The 16,112-nt window shown below is 68.9% G+C and carries 16 protein-coding genes; 12 read left to right on the top strand and 4 right to left on the bottom strand.

The window, feature by feature from the left end; all coding sequences use genetic code 11:
* The first annotated feature begins 17 nt into the window (after positions 1–17).
* The 4 genes from ACXMYJ_RS11565 to ACXMYJ_RS11550 all read left to right on the top strand — a co-directional run bounded on the left by ACXMYJ_RS11565 (position 18) and on the right by ACXMYJ_RS11550 (position 4,373).
* Positions 18–719, top strand: coding sequence for a phosphatidylserine decarboxylase (locus ACXMYJ_RS11565; RefSeq protein ID WP_260756767.1), 702 nt, complete (start codon positions 18–20; stop codon positions 717–719).
* The gene (gene pssA / locus ACXMYJ_RS11560; RefSeq protein ID WP_460356244.1) at positions 716–1,567 is read left to right on the top strand and encodes a CDP-diacylglycerol--serine O-phosphatidyltransferase; all 852 of its coding nucleotides are present in this window, start codon (positions 716–718) and stop codon (positions 1,565–1,567) included. The genes ACXMYJ_RS11565 and pssA overlap by 4 nt, the downstream gene beginning before the upstream one ends.
* A gap of 1 nt (position 1,568) precedes the next feature.
* Positions 1,569–3,791 carry an AAA family ATPase gene (locus tag ACXMYJ_RS11555; protein WP_460356241.1) on the top strand — a complete coding sequence of 741 codons (2,223 nt, stop codon included), beginning with the start codon at positions 1,569–1,571 and terminating at the stop codon, positions 3,789–3,791.
* A 150-nt stretch (positions 3,792–3,941) separates the two neighbouring features.
* Positions 3,942–4,373, top strand: a complete 432-nt coding sequence (locus tag ACXMYJ_RS11550) for a DUF1707 SHOCT-like domain-containing protein (RefSeq protein WP_460356238.1) — start codon at positions 3,942–3,944, stop codon at positions 4,371–4,373.
* On the opposite strand, the gene ACXMYJ_RS11545 is transcribed toward ACXMYJ_RS11550, so the two are convergent.
* A complete protein-coding gene (locus ACXMYJ_RS11545; protein ID WP_260756763.1) occupies positions 4,370–5,866 on the bottom strand; it encodes a potassium/proton antiporter in 1,497 nt (498 codons plus the stop codon). The genes ACXMYJ_RS11550 and ACXMYJ_RS11545 overlap by 4 nt on opposite strands.
* 52 nt (positions 5,867–5,918) lie before the next feature.
* Here ACXMYJ_RS11545 and ACXMYJ_RS11540 point away from each other — a divergent pair, with 52 nt between their 5' ends.
* From ACXMYJ_RS11540 to ACXMYJ_RS11505, 8 genes are all read left to right on the top strand, one after another.
* Complete coding sequence (locus ACXMYJ_RS11540) at positions 5,919–6,614, top strand: potassium channel family protein (protein ID WP_460356235.1); 696 nt, start codon at positions 5,919–5,921, stop codon at positions 6,612–6,614.
* An 87-nt stretch (positions 6,615–6,701) separates the two neighbouring features.
* Positions 6,702–9,611 carry a Na+/H+ antiporter subunit A gene (locus tag ACXMYJ_RS11535; protein WP_460356232.1) on the top strand — a complete coding sequence of 970 codons (2,910 nt, stop codon included), beginning with the start codon at positions 6,702–6,704 and terminating at the stop codon, positions 9,609–9,611.
* Complete coding sequence (locus ACXMYJ_RS11530) at positions 9,608–10,075, top strand: Na(+)/H(+) antiporter subunit C (RefSeq protein ID WP_260756760.1); 468 nt, start codon at positions 9,608–9,610, stop codon at positions 10,073–10,075. The genes ACXMYJ_RS11535 and ACXMYJ_RS11530 overlap by 4 nt, the downstream gene beginning before the upstream one ends.
* The gene (locus ACXMYJ_RS11525) at positions 10,072–11,688 is read left to right on the top strand and encodes a Na+/H+ antiporter subunit D (protein ID WP_443188580.1); all 1,617 of its coding nucleotides are present in this window, start codon (positions 10,072–10,074) and stop codon (positions 11,686–11,688) included. Before ACXMYJ_RS11530 ends, ACXMYJ_RS11525 begins: the two co-directional genes overlap by 4 nt.
* Complete coding sequence (locus ACXMYJ_RS11520) at positions 11,685–12,224, top strand: Na+/H+ antiporter subunit E (RefSeq protein ID WP_260756758.1); 540 nt, start codon at positions 11,685–11,687, stop codon at positions 12,222–12,224. The genes ACXMYJ_RS11525 and ACXMYJ_RS11520 overlap by 4 nt, the downstream gene beginning before the upstream one ends.
* Complete coding sequence (locus ACXMYJ_RS11515) at positions 12,221–12,508, top strand: monovalent cation/H+ antiporter complex subunit F (RefSeq protein WP_460356228.1); 288 nt, start codon at positions 12,221–12,223, stop codon at positions 12,506–12,508. Before ACXMYJ_RS11520 ends, ACXMYJ_RS11515 begins: the two co-directional genes overlap by 4 nt.
* A complete protein-coding gene (gene mnhG, locus ACXMYJ_RS11510; protein ID WP_260756756.1) occupies positions 12,505–12,873 on the top strand; it encodes a monovalent cation/H(+) antiporter subunit G in 369 nt (122 codons plus the stop codon). Before ACXMYJ_RS11515 ends, mnhG begins: the two co-directional genes overlap by 4 nt.
* Positions 12,854–13,600, top strand: coding sequence for an SAM-dependent methyltransferase (locus ACXMYJ_RS11505; protein ID WP_460356225.1), 747 nt, complete (start codon positions 12,854–12,856; stop codon positions 13,598–13,600). Before mnhG ends, ACXMYJ_RS11505 begins: the two co-directional genes overlap by 20 nt.
* A gap of 41 nt (positions 13,601–13,641) precedes the next feature.
* Here the strand turns inward: ACXMYJ_RS11505 and ACXMYJ_RS11500 are convergent, their stop codons facing one another.
* From ACXMYJ_RS11500 to sodC, 3 genes are read right to left on the bottom strand one after another with little or no spacing between them, the layout of a single operon-like run.
* Positions 13,642–14,274, bottom strand: a complete 633-nt coding sequence (locus ACXMYJ_RS11500) for an LON peptidase substrate-binding domain-containing protein (RefSeq protein WP_460356222.1) — start codon at positions 14,272–14,274, stop codon at positions 13,642–13,644.
* Positions 14,275–14,277: 3 nt separating this feature from the next.
* Complete coding sequence (locus tag ACXMYJ_RS11495) at positions 14,278–15,420, bottom strand: glutamate--cysteine ligase (protein WP_260756751.1); 1,143 nt, start codon at positions 15,418–15,420, stop codon at positions 14,278–14,280.
* A complete protein-coding gene (sodC, locus tag ACXMYJ_RS11490) occupies positions 15,401–16,105 on the bottom strand; it encodes a superoxide dismutase[Cu-Zn] (RefSeq protein ID WP_260756750.1) in 705 nt (234 codons plus the stop codon). The genes ACXMYJ_RS11495 and sodC overlap by 20 nt, the downstream gene beginning before the upstream one ends.
* Positions 16,106–16,112: the final 7 nt, after the last annotated feature.

The following is a 16,112-nucleotide window of genomic DNA, read 5'->3' as shown; positions in this document are numbered from 1 at the left end:
GTAGAATCGCGGCCACGATGGCCAGACGCCCAGACCTCAAGACAGGACCAGCGCGCCTGGCGGCCCTGGTTCGCACCTCCGTTCCCCCGATGCACCCCGCGGGTGTGCCGTTCGTCGGCGCCAGCCTCGCGGTCGCTCTGGCCGGCGGCAAGAGCCGATGGCTGCGCCGCGCCGGGCTCGCCTCGGCCGTGGCCAACGCGGCGTTCTTCCGCCACCCGCCGCGGACCCCACCGACCCGTCCCGGGGTGGTCGTCGCCCCGGCCGATGGGCTCATCTGCCTGATCGAGGAGGCCGTGCCGCCCGCTGAACTGGGGCTGCCCGCAACGCCTCTTCCGAGGATCAGCATCTTCCTCTCGGTGCTCGACGCGCACGTCCAGCGTGCCCCGCTGGGCGGCGAGGTCGTCACCGTCACGCACCGCCCCGGGTTGTTTGGCTCCGCCGACCTGGCCGCGGCCAGCGAGGACAACGAACGCAACAGCGTGGTGATCCGCAGCCCGGACGGCGACGAGGTGATCGCCGTGCAGATCGCGGGACTGATCGCGCGCCGGATCGTGTGCGATGTCAAACCCGGTGACAAGGTCGGGCTCGGCGACACCTACGGCCTGATCCGCTTCGGTTCGCGGTTGGACACCTACCTGCCGGCCGGCTCGAAGATCCTGGTCAGCGTCGGGCAGCGGACCTTGGCCGGCGAGACCGTCCTGGCCGAGCTGCCCCGATGAGGCCGCGCGTCAAGAAGTCCGTCGTCAGCGTGCGGATTCTGCCGAGCGCGATGACGGTCGCCGCGATCTGCCTCGGGCTCAGCGCGGTGAAGTTCGCCCTCGACGACCGGCCCACCGAGGCGATGGCCTTCCTCGCGATCGCGGCGATCCTCGATGCGCTCGACGGTCGCACCGCGCGCGCCCTGAACGCGACCTCGCGCATGGGCGAGGAGATCGACTCGCTCGCCGATGCGGTGAACTTCGGTGTGGCACCGGCGTTCATCGTGTACGCCACCCTGCTGTCGACGTCGCGAATCGGCTGGATCGTGGTGCTGCTGTACGCGGTGTGCATCGTGCTGCGGCTGGCCCGGTTCAACGCGATGCTCGACGTCGACCAGCCCGCCTACGAGAAGAAGTACTTCGTCGGGATGCCCGCTCCGGCCGGTGCGATCGGGGCGATCGGTCCGCTGGCGGCCAAGATGCAGTTCGGTGACGGTTGGTGGACCTCCGAACCGGCGGTCGTCATCTGGATGATCGGAATCTCGCTGCTGGTGGTCAGCACCGTGCCGATGCGCAAAATCCACACGTTCTCGGTGCCGCCCAACATGGTGGCGCCGCTGCTGGCGCTGCTGGCCATCGGGGTGGCCGCCTCGATCCTGTACGGCTACCTCGTGCTGCTGGTGATCATCGCGGTCTACTTCCTGCACATCCCGTTCGCGATCCGCACCCGCCGGTTCCTGGCGGAACACCCCGAGGTCTGGGACGACAAACCCCGCCAACAGCGCGCGGCGCGTCGCGCGATCCGGCGGACCCAACCGCACCGGCGTTCGATGTTGCGCCTGGGCCTGCGCAGGCCGCCGAGAGGATGACGTGTCCGAACTTCACCGGCCCGCCGAAAACGTTCCGTCGCGCGCGCAGCTGACGCTGACCGCGCGGCTGAACACCTCGGCGCTGGACTCCCGCCGCGGGGTGATCCGGCTGCACCCGGAAGCCATTGCGGCCCTGGGCATCCGCGAGTGGGACGCGGTGTCGTTGACCGGCGCGCGCACCACCGCCGCGGTGGTGGGGGTCGCCCCGGCGGGCACACCGACGGGCACGGCACTGCTCGACGACGTGACGCTGTCCAACGCCGGGCTGCGCGAGGACACCCCGGTGCTCGTCGCCCCGGTCACGGTGCTCGGGGCCCGCTGCGTGACGCTGAGCGGCTCGGCGCTGGCCACCCGGTCGGTCTCCCCCGCCACACTGCGGCAGGCCCTGCTCGGCAAGGTGATGACCGTCGGTGACACCGTCTCGCTGCTGCCGCGCGATCTCGGGCCGGGCACGTCGACATCGCAGGCCAGCGCCGCCCTGGCGGCGTCGGTCGGGATCACCTGGACCTCGGAGCTGTTGACGGTGACCTCCGTCGACCCCGCCGGACCCGTCAGCGTGCAGCCGAATTCGTTGGTCGATTGGGGGGATTCGGCTGCTCCGGCACCGTCGGCCGGCACCGGCGAGCACGTGGTGACCGCGTCCGAGCAGTCCGGGACACCCGCGGTGAGCTACGACGACCTGAAGGGGTCGCACGCCCAGGCGGGTCGGCTCACCGAATGGCTCAAGCTCGCCCTCGACCAGCCCGAGCTACTCGAGAAACTCGGCGCCACAGCCAATCTCGGTGTGCTCGTGTCGGGGCCGGCCGGGGTGGGCAAGGCCACCCTGGTGCGGACGGTCTGTGCGGGCCGGCGGCTGATCGAACTCGACGGGCCGGGTGTCGGATCGCTGCGCGCCGAGGACCGATTGGCGAACGTGGCCTCCGCGGTCGCCGCGGTCCGCGACGGCGGCGGCGTGCTGCTGGTCACCGACGTCGACGCCCTGCTGCCGGTGCCCGCCGATCCGGTGGCCACGCTGATCCTCACCGAGTTGCGCTCCGCGGTGGCCACCCGGGGTGTCGCGTTCGTGGCCACCACGGCGGTGCCGGACAACGTCGACCCCCGGCTGCGCGCGCCGGATCTGTGCGACCGTGAGCTCGGGTTGACCCTGCCCGACGGTGCGGTGCGCGCCCAACTGCTCGAGGTGCTGCTGCGCGACGTTCCCGCCCAGGACCTGAACCTAGGCGAGATCGCCGATCGCACACCGGGATTCGTGGTCGCCGATCTCGCCGCGCTGGTGCGTGAGGCCGCGCTGCGCGCGGCGGCGCGAGCCAGCGAGACCGGCGAGGCGCCGGCGTTGCAGCAGAGCGACCTGGTCGGGGCGCTCGGCGTGATCCGGCCGCTGTCGCGCTCGGCGACCGAGGAGGTGTCCGTCGGCTCGGTGACCCTCGACGACGTCGGCGACATGGCTGAGACCAAGCAGGCGCTGACCGAGGCGGTGCTGTGGCCGCTGCAGCATCCGGAGACATTCCAGCGGCTCGGGGTTCAGCCGCCGCGCGGGGTGCTGCTGTACGGGCCGCCGGGGTGCGGCAAGACGTTCGTGGTCAGAGCGTTGGCGAGTTCGGGCCGGCTCAGTGTGCACGCCGTCAAAGGTGCTGAGCTGATGGACAAATGGGTCGGTTCGTCGGAGAAGGCGGTGCGCGAGCTGTTCCAGCGGGCCCGCGATTCGGCGCCGTCGCTGGTGTTCCTCGACGAGATCGACGCGCTGGCTCCACGCCGCGGCCAGAGTTTCGATTCCGGTGTCACCGACCGCGTGGTGGCCGCGATGCTGACCGAACTCGACGGCATCGAACCGTTGCGCGACGTCGTGGTGCTCGGCGCGACCAACCGACCCGATCTGATCGACCCGGCGCTGCTGCGCCCCGGCCGGCTGGAGAAGCTCGTGTTCGTCGAGCCCCCGGACGCCGAAGCCCGCACCCAGATCCTCAAGACCGCGGGCAAATCTGTCCCATTGGTCTCGGAAGGACCGGAGGCCGTCGATCTCGCGGCGCTGGCCGGTGAGCTCGACGGCTACAGCGCGGCGGACTGCGTCGCGCTGCTGCGCGAGGCCGCGCTGACCGCGATGCGCCGTTCGATCGACGCCGCCGACGTCACTGCCGCCGACGTAGCGGCCGCCCGCGAGGCTGTGCGCCCGTCGCTGGACCCGGTGCAGGTCGAGGCGCTCCGGGCCTTCGCCGACGCCCGCTGATTCTCGTAAAGCGCCGAGAGTGCGGCGAGATCGCCGCATCGGACGTTTCGGCGACCTGTGCGCACTCTCGTTAGCGGAAACAAATCTTGACACTGACTAGTTGAGAGTGGCACTGTCAAGACTAGTCATTGTCAAGATTTGGGAGGGACCGTGAGCTCCACCGTCACAACCACCGTCCGGGCCGGCGACCGTGACCGCGACGCCACCGCGGCCTTGCTCGGGCAGGCGCTGGCCCAGGGATATCTGGACATGGCCGAGTACGAGACCCGCCTGCAGGCCGTGTACGACGCGCACACCACGCCGGACCTCCGCGGACTCACCGCGGACCTTCCGGTGGTCGAGTTGCGCCGCAACGATCCGCAGCGTGCGGCCGCCCGCCGCGCCAGCGCACGGCGAGGCATGCACCTTCATCTGGCGGGGTACCTGGCCATGGTCGTCGTGGTGCTCACGGTGTGGCTGGTCGTCGGGCTGACCGCGGGGTCCTGGTACTTCTGGCCGATCTGGCCGATCCTGGGCGCGGGTATCGGCGTGCTCGGCCACGCACTGCCGGTCAGGAACGCATTCGGGCCGTGCGGTCGCTAGGCCGGGTCGCCGTACTCGTCGAACCAGTAGGCAAGCTTGCCGCGACGGCTGACCGCGCGCAGCCGCCGCTCGGCGAGCTCCCGCGTCACCGACGTCGTCACGATCAGCAGTTCGTCACCGACCTGCAGGCGGGTCACCGGTTGCGGGACGAACGGCCGACCCGCCCGGATGATGAGCGTGATGACGCTCGGATCGGGCAGCCTCAGCTCGAGCACCGTCACGTTGTGCAGCCGCGACCCCGGCAACACCGTCATCGTCAACAGCTCGGCATCCAGCACGTCCAACGGTGCTGCGTCGATCTGAATCTCACGGGTGGTGTCGCGCGGGATCAGGTGCAGCCGCTCGGCGACCAGCCGCAGGCTCGGCCCCTGAATCACCGTGAAGAGCACCACGAGGATGAACACGATGTTGAGCAGGCGCCAGCTGTCGGGCACGCCCGCCACGATCGGGTAGGTGCACAGCACGATGGGCACGGCGCCGCGCAGACCTGCCCAGGACAGGAACACCTGTTCACGCCACGGAACCCGAAAACCGATGAGCGACACCACGACCGACAGCGGCCGAGCCAGCAGCAGCAGAACCAGCCCGGCCACGACGGCCGGCACCACCTCGTCGAGCAGTTCATCGGGCGACACCAGCAGACCGAGGATGACGAACACCCCGATCTGGGCCAACCAGCCGGCGCCCTCGGCGAACGAGCGCGTCGCCGACCGGTGCGGCAGACCCGAGTTCGCCAGCACCACGCCGGCCAGATAGGCGGCGAGGAACCCGCTGCCGTGCGCGGATCCCGCCGCGGCGAACGCGAGCATGCCCAGACCGAACGTGGCCAGCGGGTACAGCCCGGCCGCGGGTAAGGCGATGCGCCGCAACGTCATCGCACCGAGCACGCCGAAGCCGAGGCCGAGCACCGCCCCGATCGCCAGCTCGTAGGCCATCGTCCCGACGATTTCCACCGGGTCGAGGTCCAGCGGTACGACGCTGAACAACATCACCAGGATCACCGCGGGGGCGTCGTTGAAGCCCGACTCCGCCTCCAGCAAACCGCTCAGCCGCCGCGGCAGCGGCACCACCCGCAGCACCGAGAACACCGCGGCGGCATCGGTACTGGACACCACGGCTCCGAGCAGCAGTGCCAGCTGCCAGTCCATGCCGAGGATCCAGTGCACGGCCAGCGCGGTCACCGCGGTGCTCACCGCGACACCGACGGTGGCGAGCACGGCGGCCGGGGCCAGCACCTTGCGGATGTCCCCGAAGCGCGTCGTCAGACCGCCCTCGACCAGGATCACGGCCAGCGCCGCGGTGCCGAGATCTTGCGCGAGCTGGGCGTTGTCGAACTGCAGCCCCAGCCCGTCCTCACCGACGAGCACACCAACCCCGAGAAACAGCAATAGGCTGGGGAGGCCGATGCCGGTGGCCAGCCTCGTCGCGGCGACGCTCGCCAGGAGCACGAGCCCCCCGATGAACATCGCCACGTAGAGCTGGTGCAGTGTCACTGGAAAGAGTAAATCAGGACAGTCCTCACCCGGCCGGGCAAAAGGAGAGTCGATGCGGATCGCGATCGCCGGTGCGGGTGCCGTCGGCCGGTCCGTCGCGCAGGAGCTGGTCGAGTACGGCCACAAAGTCCTGCTCATCGAGAAGGAGTTCGGCCGCTACCAACCCGCGACGGTGCCCGGCGCCGACTGGCTGTGGGCCGACGCGTGTGAGGTCGCCTCGCTCGAAGAAGCCGAGATGCAGATCTGCGACGTCGCGATCGCGGCCACCGGCGATGACAAGGCCAACCTCGCGATGGCGCTGCTGGCCAAGTCCGAGTTCGGTATCGACCGCGTGGTCGCCCGGATCAACGACGCCCGCAACGAGTGGTTGTTCACCGAGGCGTGGGGGGTGGACGTGGCGGTCTCGACGCCGCTGGCGCTCGTCGCCGCGATCGAGGGCGCCATCGACGTCGGCCACCTGATACGGCTGATGGCACTCGGCAAGGACTCACGCGGCGATCTCGGGGCGCGCGCCGCCAACGTCGCCAAGATCACCCTGCCCGCCGACAGCCCGCTCGTGGCACAGCGCGTGCAGGACCTGCCGATGCCGGCCGACAGCGCGCTGGTGACGCTGACCCGCGGAAACCGTTTGATCGTCCCGGAACCGCAGGACGTGCTGCATGCCGGCGACGAATTGCTGTTCGTGTCTGCGTCCGGCGTCGAGGAGCACATCAAAGCAATGGTGCGGGGTACCCGTAGACTGAAGTGACTCCAAAGTCAGTACGGCTGACACTTTTGTCCACCTGCCCGACGGTAAGCCCGCCCGACAGCGTGCCGCCCACGACGAGACGGAGCCATGCTCGCCATCCTCGCTGCCCATGCAGCCGCCGCCCTGCTGGCGCCCCTACTGGTGTATCGCTGGGGGCGAGCCGCGTTCTATCCCCTGGCGCTGGTGCCGCTGGCGTCATTGGTGTGGGTGGTGGCGAACTGGCCGGCGAAGGGCCAGTCGCACACGGTCGACGTGGCCTGGGTGCCGGGCCTGTCGATGGACATCACGTTGCGCTTCGACGCGCTGGCCGCCGTGATGAGCGTGCTGGTGCTGGGCATCGGCGCTCTCGTCCTCTTCTACTGCGCCGACTACTTCCGCCATCACGACGGTCGCGAGGAAAAACGCCTGCCCAGTTTCGCCGCCGAACTGGTGGCGTTCTCCGGCGCCATGTTCGGCCTGGTCACCAGCGACAACATGCTGGTGCTCTACGTGTTCTGGGAGATCACGACGGTCCTGTCGTTCCTGCTGGTGGGCCATTACGCCGAACGGGCGACGAGCCGGCGGGCCGCGATGCAGGCGCTGCTGGTGACCACGTTCGGCGGGCTGGCGATGTTGGTCGGCATCGTCGTCATCGGCAACATCGCAGGCACCTTCCTGCTGTCCGAGCTGATCGCGAATCCGCCGACGGGGCTGGCCGCCTCGGTGGCGGTGATACTCATCCTCATCGGCGCACTGTCGAAGTCGGCGATCGTGCCCATGCACTTCTGGCTTCCCGGCGCCATGGCCGCTCCGACCCCGGTCAGCGCATACCTGCATGCGGCCGCGATGGTGAAGGCCGGCGTCTACCTGATCGCGCGGATGACACCCGGGTTCGCCGACAGCCCCGAATGGCGCCCGACCGTCGTCACCCTTGGGCTGTTGACGATGCTCCTGGCCGGCTGGCGCGCGATCCGCGAGTACGACCTGAAGCTGATCCTTGCCTTCGGCACCGTCAGCCAGCTCGGCTTCATCACTGTGATGGTCGGTGTCGGCGGCAGCGAGATGATGCTCGCCGGCCTGGCAATGCTGTGCGCGCACGCGATGTTCAAAGCCTCGTTGTTCATGGTCGTCGGCATCATCGACCACGCCACCGGCACCCGCGACATCCGCAGGCTGGCCTGGCTGGGTGACCGCAGCAAGCCGCTGCTGATCATCGGCTGCGCGGCGGCCGCCAGCATGGCCGGGCTGCCGCCGTTCTTCGGGTTCGTCGCCAAGGAAGCGGACTTCGAGACGGTGCTGCACAGCCCGTACCTGGGCGCCGCGTCGCCGTTCGTGCTCGCCGGCATCGTGCTGGGTTCAGTTCTGACCACGGTTTACAGCCTGCGGTTCGTGTTCGGGGCCTTCGGCCGGAAAGGGCTGCCGCACCCGAGCACACGGGTCGAGGAGATGCACCGGCCGGAGACGGGTTTCCTGATCCCGCCCGCGATCCTGGCCGCCGCGGGGCTGCTGTTCGGCCTGTGGCCGAAGCCGCTCGACAACGTGCTGCGCGACTACAGCGACACCGTGCCCGACCCACCGGGCTACAAGGGCGACTATCACCTGGCCCTCTGGCACGGGGTGAACCTTCCGCTACTGCTCTCGGTGTTGGTGCTGGCCACCGGCGTCGCGGTGTACTTCTCGCGGACCCGACTTCGTCGCGCACGCATGGCGTTTGTGCCGCTGGGCAACGCCGACCGCATCTACGACGCGGTGATCCGCGGCGCCGATGTGCTCTCGGTGCGCTTGACCGCGCTGACCCAGCGCGGGTCACTGCCCCAGACGCAGTCGTTCATCCTCATCACGCTGGTGCTGCTGCCGCTCGGTGTGCTGGTATCGGGCGCCCGCGACCGGCCCCACTTCGAGTTGTGGGACTCGCCGCCGGTGGTGGTGGTCGGGCTGCTGATGATCGCCGCCGCGCTGGCGGCCGTGGTGATGCGCAACCGTCTGGCGGCGGTCCTGCTGGTCGGTGTCACCGGCTACGGCTGCGGCGCGATCTTCGCGTTTCACGGCGCACCCGACCTGGCGTTGACCCAGTTCCTGGTCGAGACGTTGACGCTGGTCGCCTTCGTCCTCGTGCTGCGCACCCTGCCCGCCGAGACCAGCCGTGCGGAGAACACCCGCTTCCGGCTGCCGCGCGCCGTGCTCGCCGTCGCCGTCGGCGCGGCGGTGACGACGCTCGCGGCGTTCGCGATGGCCGCCCGCACCGGCCGGCCCATCGCCGAGCTGCTGCCCGAAGCGGCCTACGTGCTGGGCCACGGCTCGAATACCGTCAACGTGATCCTCGTCGACATCCGCGCCTGGGACACCATGGGCGAGGTGTCGGTGCTCCTCGTCGCCGCCACGGGTGTCGCGTCAATGGTGTTCCGCAGCAGGCGTTTCGGCGCCGCGCCACGCGTCTCCGACGCCGGCCAACCCGACATCGGTCAGCTGCCTGCGGCGTTCAACACCAGTCCCGCCGCCGGCGACATCACCTGGCTGCGGGGCAGCGAACTGCGTGATCCACGGCACCGATCGCTGGTCCTGGAGGTCGCCACCCGGCTGATCTTCCCGGTCATGATGGTGCTGTCGGCGTACTTCTTCTTCGCCGGCCACAACGTGCCCGGCGGTGGATTCGCCGGCGGCCTGATGGCCGGGCTGGCGCTGGTGCTGCGTTATCTGGCCGGCGGGCGTTACGAGCTCGGCGAGACGCTGCCGCTCGATGCGGGCAAGATCCTCGGCGCGGGTCTGACGCTGGCGGCCGGAACCGCTGCCGCCTCACTGCTTCTCGGTGCTCCCGTGCTGTCGTCGGCGGTCATCCAGTTCGACGTGCCCGTGCTGGGCACCGTCAAGTTCGTGACCGCACTGTTCTTCGACCTGGGCGTGTACCTGATCGTGGTCGGTCTGGTGCTCGACGTGCTGCGCAGCCTCGGGGCACGCATCGACGTCGAAATGAGCGAACAGCTGCGCCAGCGGACCGGCCGGACGGTGAGGCAGCCATGACCACATTTCTCGTACCGCTCATCCTGATCGGGGTGCTCACCAGCGCCGGGGTGTACCTGCTTCTCGAACGCAACCTCACCCGGATGTTGCTGGGTCTGTTGCTGATCAGCAATGCCATCAACCTGCTCATCCTCCACGCCGGCGGTCCGTCGGGTAACCCGCCTGTCCGCGGGCGCACCAGCGGCACGGAGACGGCAACCGCAGATCCGTTGGCGCAGGCCATGATTCTCACCGCGATCGTGATCACGATGGGCGTGGCCGCCTTCGTGCTGGCGCTGACCTACCGGTCGTACCGGATCAACACCATCGAGGAGGTCAGCAACGACCCCGAGGACATCAGGGTGTCCCAGCTCTCCGGCAAGGAGGACGACGAAATCGAGGAGCGCATGGTGCCGGACGTGTCCCGCGACACCGACCTGCCCGACGAGCTCGACGCTCTGCCCGGATACGAGGGGTCGCGATGATCGGCGCTCAGTTCGCGTCGGTACTCACACCGCTGCCCGTCCTCGTCCCGATGCTCGGTGCCGCGGCGACGCTGTTCGCCGGCCGCCGACCGCGACTGCAGCGCTCGATCGCGGTGTTCGGGCTGTCGGCGGTCGTGGTGGTGTCGGCGGTGCTGCTGTACCTGGCCGACCGCGACGGAACCATCGCCCTGCAGGTCGGCGGCTGGGGTCCGACCGAGGCCGGCATGGGTCCGTTGGGTGTGACGCTGGTGGTCGACAGGCTGTCGGCGCTGATGCTGGTCGTGTCGTCGATCGTGCTGCTCGCCGTGGTGTTCTACGCCATCGGGCAGGGCATCCGCGACGGCGACGAACGCCAGCCGGTGTCGATCTTCCTTCCGACCTACCTGGTGCTGTCGGCGGGCGTTTTCATGGCGTTCCTCGCCGGGGACCTGTTCAACCTGTTCGTCGGCTTCGAGGTGCTCCTCACCGCCAGCTTCGTGCTGTTGACCATCGGCGCCAGCAAGGAACGGGTGCGTGCCGGCATCTCGTACGTGATGGTGTCGATGGTGTCGTCGCTGGTGTTCCTCTTCGGCATCGCGCTGGTCTACGCGACCACCGGCACGCTGAATCTCGCCGAAATCGCGGTCCGCCTCGACGATGTGCCCGAGGGCACCCGGATGGCGCTGTTCGCAGTGCTGCTGGTCGCGTTCGGCATCAAGGCCGCTGTGTTTCCGCTGTCGGCGTGGTTGCCCGACTCCTACCCCACCGCTCCGGCGCCGGTCACCGCGGTGTTCGCCGGCCTGCTCACCAAGGTGGGTGTGTACGCGATCATCCGCGCGCACTCGCTGCTGTTCCCGGGCGGCGGGATGGACCGCATCCTGCTGGTGGCGGGTCTGCTGACGATGATCATCGGCATCTTCGGTGCGATCGCCCAGAGCGACATCAAGCGGCTGCTGTCCTTCACGCTGGTCAGTCACATCGGTTACATGGTGTTCGGCATCGCGCTGTCGACCCACCTGGGCATGGCGGGGGCCATCTACTACGTCGCGCACCACATCCTGGTGCAGACGACACTGTTCCTGGTCGTCGGCCTCATCGAACGCCAGGCCGGCGCGTCCACGCTGGAGCGGCTCGGCGGGCTGGCCGCGGCCAGTCCGCTGCTGGCGTTCGTCTTCGTCGTCCCCGCGCTCAACCTCGGCGGCATCCCGCCGTTCTCCGGATTCATCGGAAAGGTGGCGCTGCTGGAGGCCGGTGCCGAATCCGGATCTGTGCTGGCTTGGATCCTGGTGGCGGGCAGCGTCGTGACCAGCCTGCTGACGCTCTACGTGGTGGCCCGGGTGTGGACCAAGGCGTTCTGGCGGTCCCGCAAAGACGCACCCGAAGGGCACCTGTCGGGTCCGGCGCCGGCGGCTCTGCTGGACAACACCGAAGAAACCATGGACATCGAACTCGTCGACCGTGACGATGTGGGCCGGATGCCGGCCGGCATGCTCGCGCCCACCGGCGCCCTCATCGTGGTCGGCCTGTTGCTCACGATCCTGGCGGGACCGATCTTCGCCTACAGCGACCGCGCCGCCCATGAGGTGATGGACCGCGGCCAGTACATCGGGGCGGTCCTCGGGGGGACGCAATGAGAACAACGACCCTGCGCGTCTGGAGTGTGTGCTGGCTCGTGCTGGTGTGGGTCCTGTTGTGGGGCAACATCTCCGCGGCCAACCTTCTGTCGGGCCTGGCGGTGGCGCTCGTGATCACGCTGCTGCTGCCGTTGCCGCCGGTTCCCGTCGAGGGACGGTTCCACCCACTGTCGGTGTTGCGACTCGTCGCCACGGTGACGGGCTGGCTGGTCGTGTCGTCGTTCCAGGTGGCGGCGCTGGCCGTGAAACCCGGGCCGCCGCCGCTCACCGCGGTGCTGCGGGCGCACCTCCATGTCAAATCCGACCTGGTTCTGGCGCTGGCGGTCAACATCCTCAACCTGACGCCCGGGAACATCGTGCTCGAAATCGACCAGGCACGTCGCATGATCTACGTCCACGTTCTCGACGTCGGGTCCGACCGCACCGTCAACCGCTTCTACCACCAGATCGACAAACTGCAGAAGCTCCTGGTGGCGTCCTTCGAACGCGATGCGGACTGGAAACCCTCGGCGGATAAGGAGGTCGACCCCGCATGATGTACGTCTGGATCGTGGCAGGGGCGATGCTGTCACTCGCGGCGCTCGCCACCATGTTCCGCATGCTGCTCGGCCCGACCACGCTGGACCGGTTGGTCGCATTGGACACCCTGGTCGCCGTGACGATGTGCGCCATCGGTACCTGGGCAGCCTTCAGCCTCGACACGACCGTCACCTACAGCCTGACCGCGCTGGCGCTGATCACCTTCGTCGGTTCGGTGAGCGTCGCCAGGTTCCGTGTGCCGGACGTCGCCGACCCGGCCGACAAGGGGCACACCCGATGACCGTCTCCGACATCGTCGCCGCCGGGTTGATTCTCTCCGGTTCGGCTCTTGCCCTGACCGCCGCGATCGGCGTGGTCCGGTTCCCCGACACGCTGTCGCGGATGCACGCGGCCACCAAGCCGCAGGTGCTCGGTCTGCTGCTGGTGCTGGCGGGTGCCGCGATCCGGCTGCGCGGCAACATCGATGTCGGCATGCTGATCCTGACCGGCATGTTCACCGTGATCACCGCGCCGGTGATCGCGAACCGAGTGGGTCAGCTTGCCTACCGCGAGCAGAACATCCGCGACGACCTGCTGACCAGAGACGAAATGCATGATTTCGCCGCCGAACGGGAACACGGCGGCAATGACGGTTCTGGACGGTGACCCGGGCGCCATCGATGCCCGGCTGACGCCGTTGCGCGTGGCGAACGCACGTGCCGAAGAGGTGGAGTCACCCCGTCCGCTGTTCACCGATCCGTACGCCCGGCTGTTGGTCGAGGCGGCCGGATCCGGTGCACCGGAGCCGCCGTGGGTGACGAGTTACGTTGCGGCGCGGACGAAGTGGTTCGACGATTTCTTTCTGGCCGCAAGTTCGGCCGGGGTTTCGCAGGTCGTGATCGTCGGGTCCGCCCTCGACACCCGCGCGTGGCGGTTGCCGTGGCTCAGTGACACCGTCATCTACGAGGTGGAGCGGCCGGAACTGCTGGAGTTCAAGCAGCGCGTCGTGACCGTGGCCGGCGCCTCCCCCGCGGCCCGGCATGTGCCGGTGCCGTCAGACCTTCGCGACGACTGGCCGCGGGCGCTGATCGCGGCCGGCTTCGACGCCGGCGAGCCGACGGTGTGGGCGGTGGAGGGTCTGCTTCCCGGCCTGTCAGCCGACGGCCAGGAGCATCTGCTCGACAGGATCGATCTGTACAGCGCGCGGGGCAGCAGGATCGGGATCGAAGCACTCGCCGAAGGCCCCGACCACGCGTGCTGGTTGTGCGCGCGGATGTGGGAGATGAACGCGACGGCCACCGCCGATCTCATGGAGCGGTATCACCGCGCACTGCCGGCCGAGGCGGACGATCCGGCGACGCGAAGCGTGTTCCTCGACGGCCGAAAGCTCTGATCCGTCAACGGAACCGGTAAACGGTGACCTCTGCCGGGTGCTCACTCCGACAGCTGGAACATCACCATCGCCGTCACCGTGTCGACCGCCTCGGACAGTGCGGTGACGCGATCGGCCGCAGTCGGCGCGGCCAGCACCGAGTACCGGTCGGCCTGACCCATCGGAAGACGGGTCGCCAACGCGTACAGCCACGTCGACGCCTCGCCGGACGCATCCGCGCCGGCCACGATGTCGCGGGCATTGACCTGCGCGCCCCGGGCCGTGGCAATCCGCTCGAACAGCGCCACCATCCGGTCCTCGATGTCGCGGATCGCGTCGACGTCCACCGGACGCCCCGGCTCATCGGGCCACACCTCTACCACCGCCCTCGGGTACGGATCGTCGGGAAGCCATTCGAGCACCCGGATCCGCTCTCCCATCACGCATGTCAACCGGTACCGACCGGCCCCCAGATCAGCGTGTCCGGTGATGTGGGCCAGCGCGCCCACATCACTACGGCTGTCACCTCCGCCGACCTCCCGGCCCGCGGCGATCAGCACCGTGCCGAAAGCGGGATCGTCGGCGGCCAGGCACGCCTGTACCAGCGCCGAGTAGCGCGGTTCGAAAACCCGCAGCGGCAGCCCCTCCCCGGGCAGCATCGCCACCTCGAGCGGGAACATCGGCACCGTCGGCATCGGTTACAGCACCAGCTCACTCACCAGCGCGTCCACCACCGCGCGCAGGTCACCGTCATGCTCCTCGGCGACCCGACGCTGACGCTGGTACGACGCGCCGCGGTGGTAGATGTCGGGAACCCGAGACAACTCCTCGACACAGGACAGCCGTTTGGCCGCCGGTTGCAGACGTTCGACCAGGTCGTCGAGGTCCTCGGTCACCAGGCGTTCGTTGCTGTCGGCGTCCAGGATGATGATCGCGTCCAGCCCGTAACGCGCTGCGCGCCACTTGTTCTCCTGCACATGCCACGGCGGCATCACCGGCAGCGACTCCCCGGCGTCGAGCCGACGGTCCAAATCCACGATCAGGCAGTGGGTGAGCGCGACGAGGGCCGACAGCTCGTGCAGGTTGGAGACACCGTCGAAGACCCGGACCTCGATCGTCCCGAGATGCGGGGAAGGCCTTATGTCCCAGCGGATCTCATTCATATGATCGATGATGCCGGTCTTCTTCTGGTCGCTGACGAAGCGCTCGAACTCGCGCCATTCCTGGAAGTGGAACGGCAGGCCGGCGGTCGGCAGCTGCTGGAACATCATCGCCCGGTTGCTGGCGTAACCGGTGTCCTCGCCGTCCCAGTACGGCGACGAGGCCGACAGCGCCAGCAGGTGCGGGTACTGATGGAGCAGCGAGGTGATGATCGGCATCACCTTGTGCGCCGACGAGACGCCGACATGCACGTGCACACCCCAGATCAGCATCTGCCGCCCCCACCACTGCGTCCGCTTGATCAGCTCCGCGTAGCGGGGCGCATCGGTGAGCTTCTGCACCGACCAGTCCGCGAACGGGTGTGTGCCGGCGCAGAACAACTCCATGCCCCGCTGCCGCACGACCGTGCGCACCGGCCGCAGCGTCGAGGCAAGGTCGTCCATCGCCTCGGCGGTGTTGTCACAGATGCCCGTGACCACCTCAACGGTGTTGCGCAGCAACTCCTTGTGCACGCGCGGGTTCTCACCGATCTCGGCGATCACCGACGCGGCTTCGTTGCTCAGATCGCGCGTCACCGCGTCGACGAGGGCGAACTCCCACTCGACGCCCAGGGTCGGCCGGACCGACCCGGCAAAGTCGATTCGACCGTCAGCCCTCTGGTCAGCGGCGGGTGATGACACCGCACGCCACCCGCGCTCCGGCGTCGCCGGTCGCCAGGGTGGTCTGATCCGGCGGCGGATCGCCGTTGATCTGCTGGTACCGCTCCGGCGGAATGTTGGCGAAATTGTCGGGCTTCTCGTGGATGATGATCGCCGTGCCGGCGCCGTCGAGCAGCTGCTCAGCGGTGAACGCGTCGGTGGTGGTCACCAGCTTCGCCGAGCCGTCCTCGCGCACCTGCAGCGACGACAGGTCGCCGCTGGCGGGGTGGCCGCTGTGGCCGGGCACCTGCAGGTGTCCGCCCGCGGAGTTGAAGTTGCCCGGTGCACCGCCGGTCGGGGCGACGGAGTTGGCCTCGCACTTGCCCACCGAGTGGATGTGCATGCCGTGGAAACCGGGCTCGAGCCCACCACCGGTCGCCTCGACCGTGACGGTGGCATAACCGTCCGAGAACGCGATGTCGGCGGTGGCCACGGTGGTGCCGTCGGCCAACTTCAGGTCGGCTTTCAACGTTTCCCCGGCGGCCGCCGAGCCGCCTCCGTGTCCGGCACCGTGCTCGTCCGGCCCCGCCGACGGCGAGGGCGAACCGGTCCATACCGGCGGCGTGGTGCCGGGTGAATCCGAGGGCACTTCCCCGGGAGGAGAGCACGCACTCAACGCAAGTGCGGGCACTGCGAACAAGGTGGCAGCAGCAACGGACCTGAGCATGAGCAAG

This window comes from Mycobacterium sp. ZZG, assembly GCF_054786995.1.
Note: the sequence above shows the minus strand (reverse complement) of the source record. Positions and strands in the feature narration are given on the sequence as shown.

Excerpts from the sequence above, each read along its gene's own strand:
- ACXMYJ_RS11565 (WP_260756767.1), top strand. The coding sequence starts at position 18 with ATGGCCAGACGCCCAGACCTCAAGACAGGACCAGCGCGCCTGGCGGCC.
- ACXMYJ_RS11530 (WP_260756760.1), top strand. The coding sequence starts at position 9,608 with ATGACCACATTTCTCGTACCGCTCATCCTGATCGGGGTGCTCACCAGC.
- ACXMYJ_RS11505 (WP_460356225.1), top strand. The coding sequence starts at position 12,854 with ATGACGGTTCTGGACGGTGACCCGGGCGCCATCGATGCCCGGCTGACG.
- mnhG (WP_260756756.1), top strand. The coding sequence starts at position 12,505 with ATGACCGTCTCCGACATCGTCGCCGCCGGGTTGATTCTCTCCGGTTCG.
- ACXMYJ_RS11525 (WP_443188580.1), top strand. The coding sequence starts at position 10,072 with ATGATCGGCGCTCAGTTCGCGTCGGTACTCACACCGCTGCCCGTCCTC.
- ACXMYJ_RS11535 (WP_460356232.1), top strand. The coding sequence starts at position 6,702 with ATGCTCGCCATCCTCGCTGCCCATGCAGCCGCCGCCCTGCTGGCGCCC.
- ACXMYJ_RS11540 (WP_460356235.1), top strand. The coding sequence starts at position 5,919 with ATGCGGATCGCGATCGCCGGTGCGGGTGCCGTCGGCCGGTCCGTCGCG.
- pssA (WP_460356244.1), top strand. The coding sequence starts at position 716 with ATGAGGCCGCGCGTCAAGAAGTCCGTCGTCAGCGTGCGGATTCTGCCG.
- sodC (WP_260756750.1), bottom strand. The coding sequence starts at position 16,105 with ATGCTCAGGTCCGTTGCTGCTGCCACCTTGTTCGCAGTGCCCGCACTT.
- ACXMYJ_RS11520 (WP_260756758.1), top strand. The coding sequence starts at position 11,685 with ATGAGAACAACGACCCTGCGCGTCTGGAGTGTGTGCTGGCTCGTGCTG.
- ACXMYJ_RS11515 (WP_460356228.1), top strand. The coding sequence starts at position 12,221 with ATGATGTACGTCTGGATCGTGGCAGGGGCGATGCTGTCACTCGCGGCG.
- ACXMYJ_RS11500 (WP_460356222.1), bottom strand. The coding sequence starts at position 14,274 with ATGCCGACGGTGCCGATGTTCCCGCTCGAGGTGGCGATGCTGCCCGGG.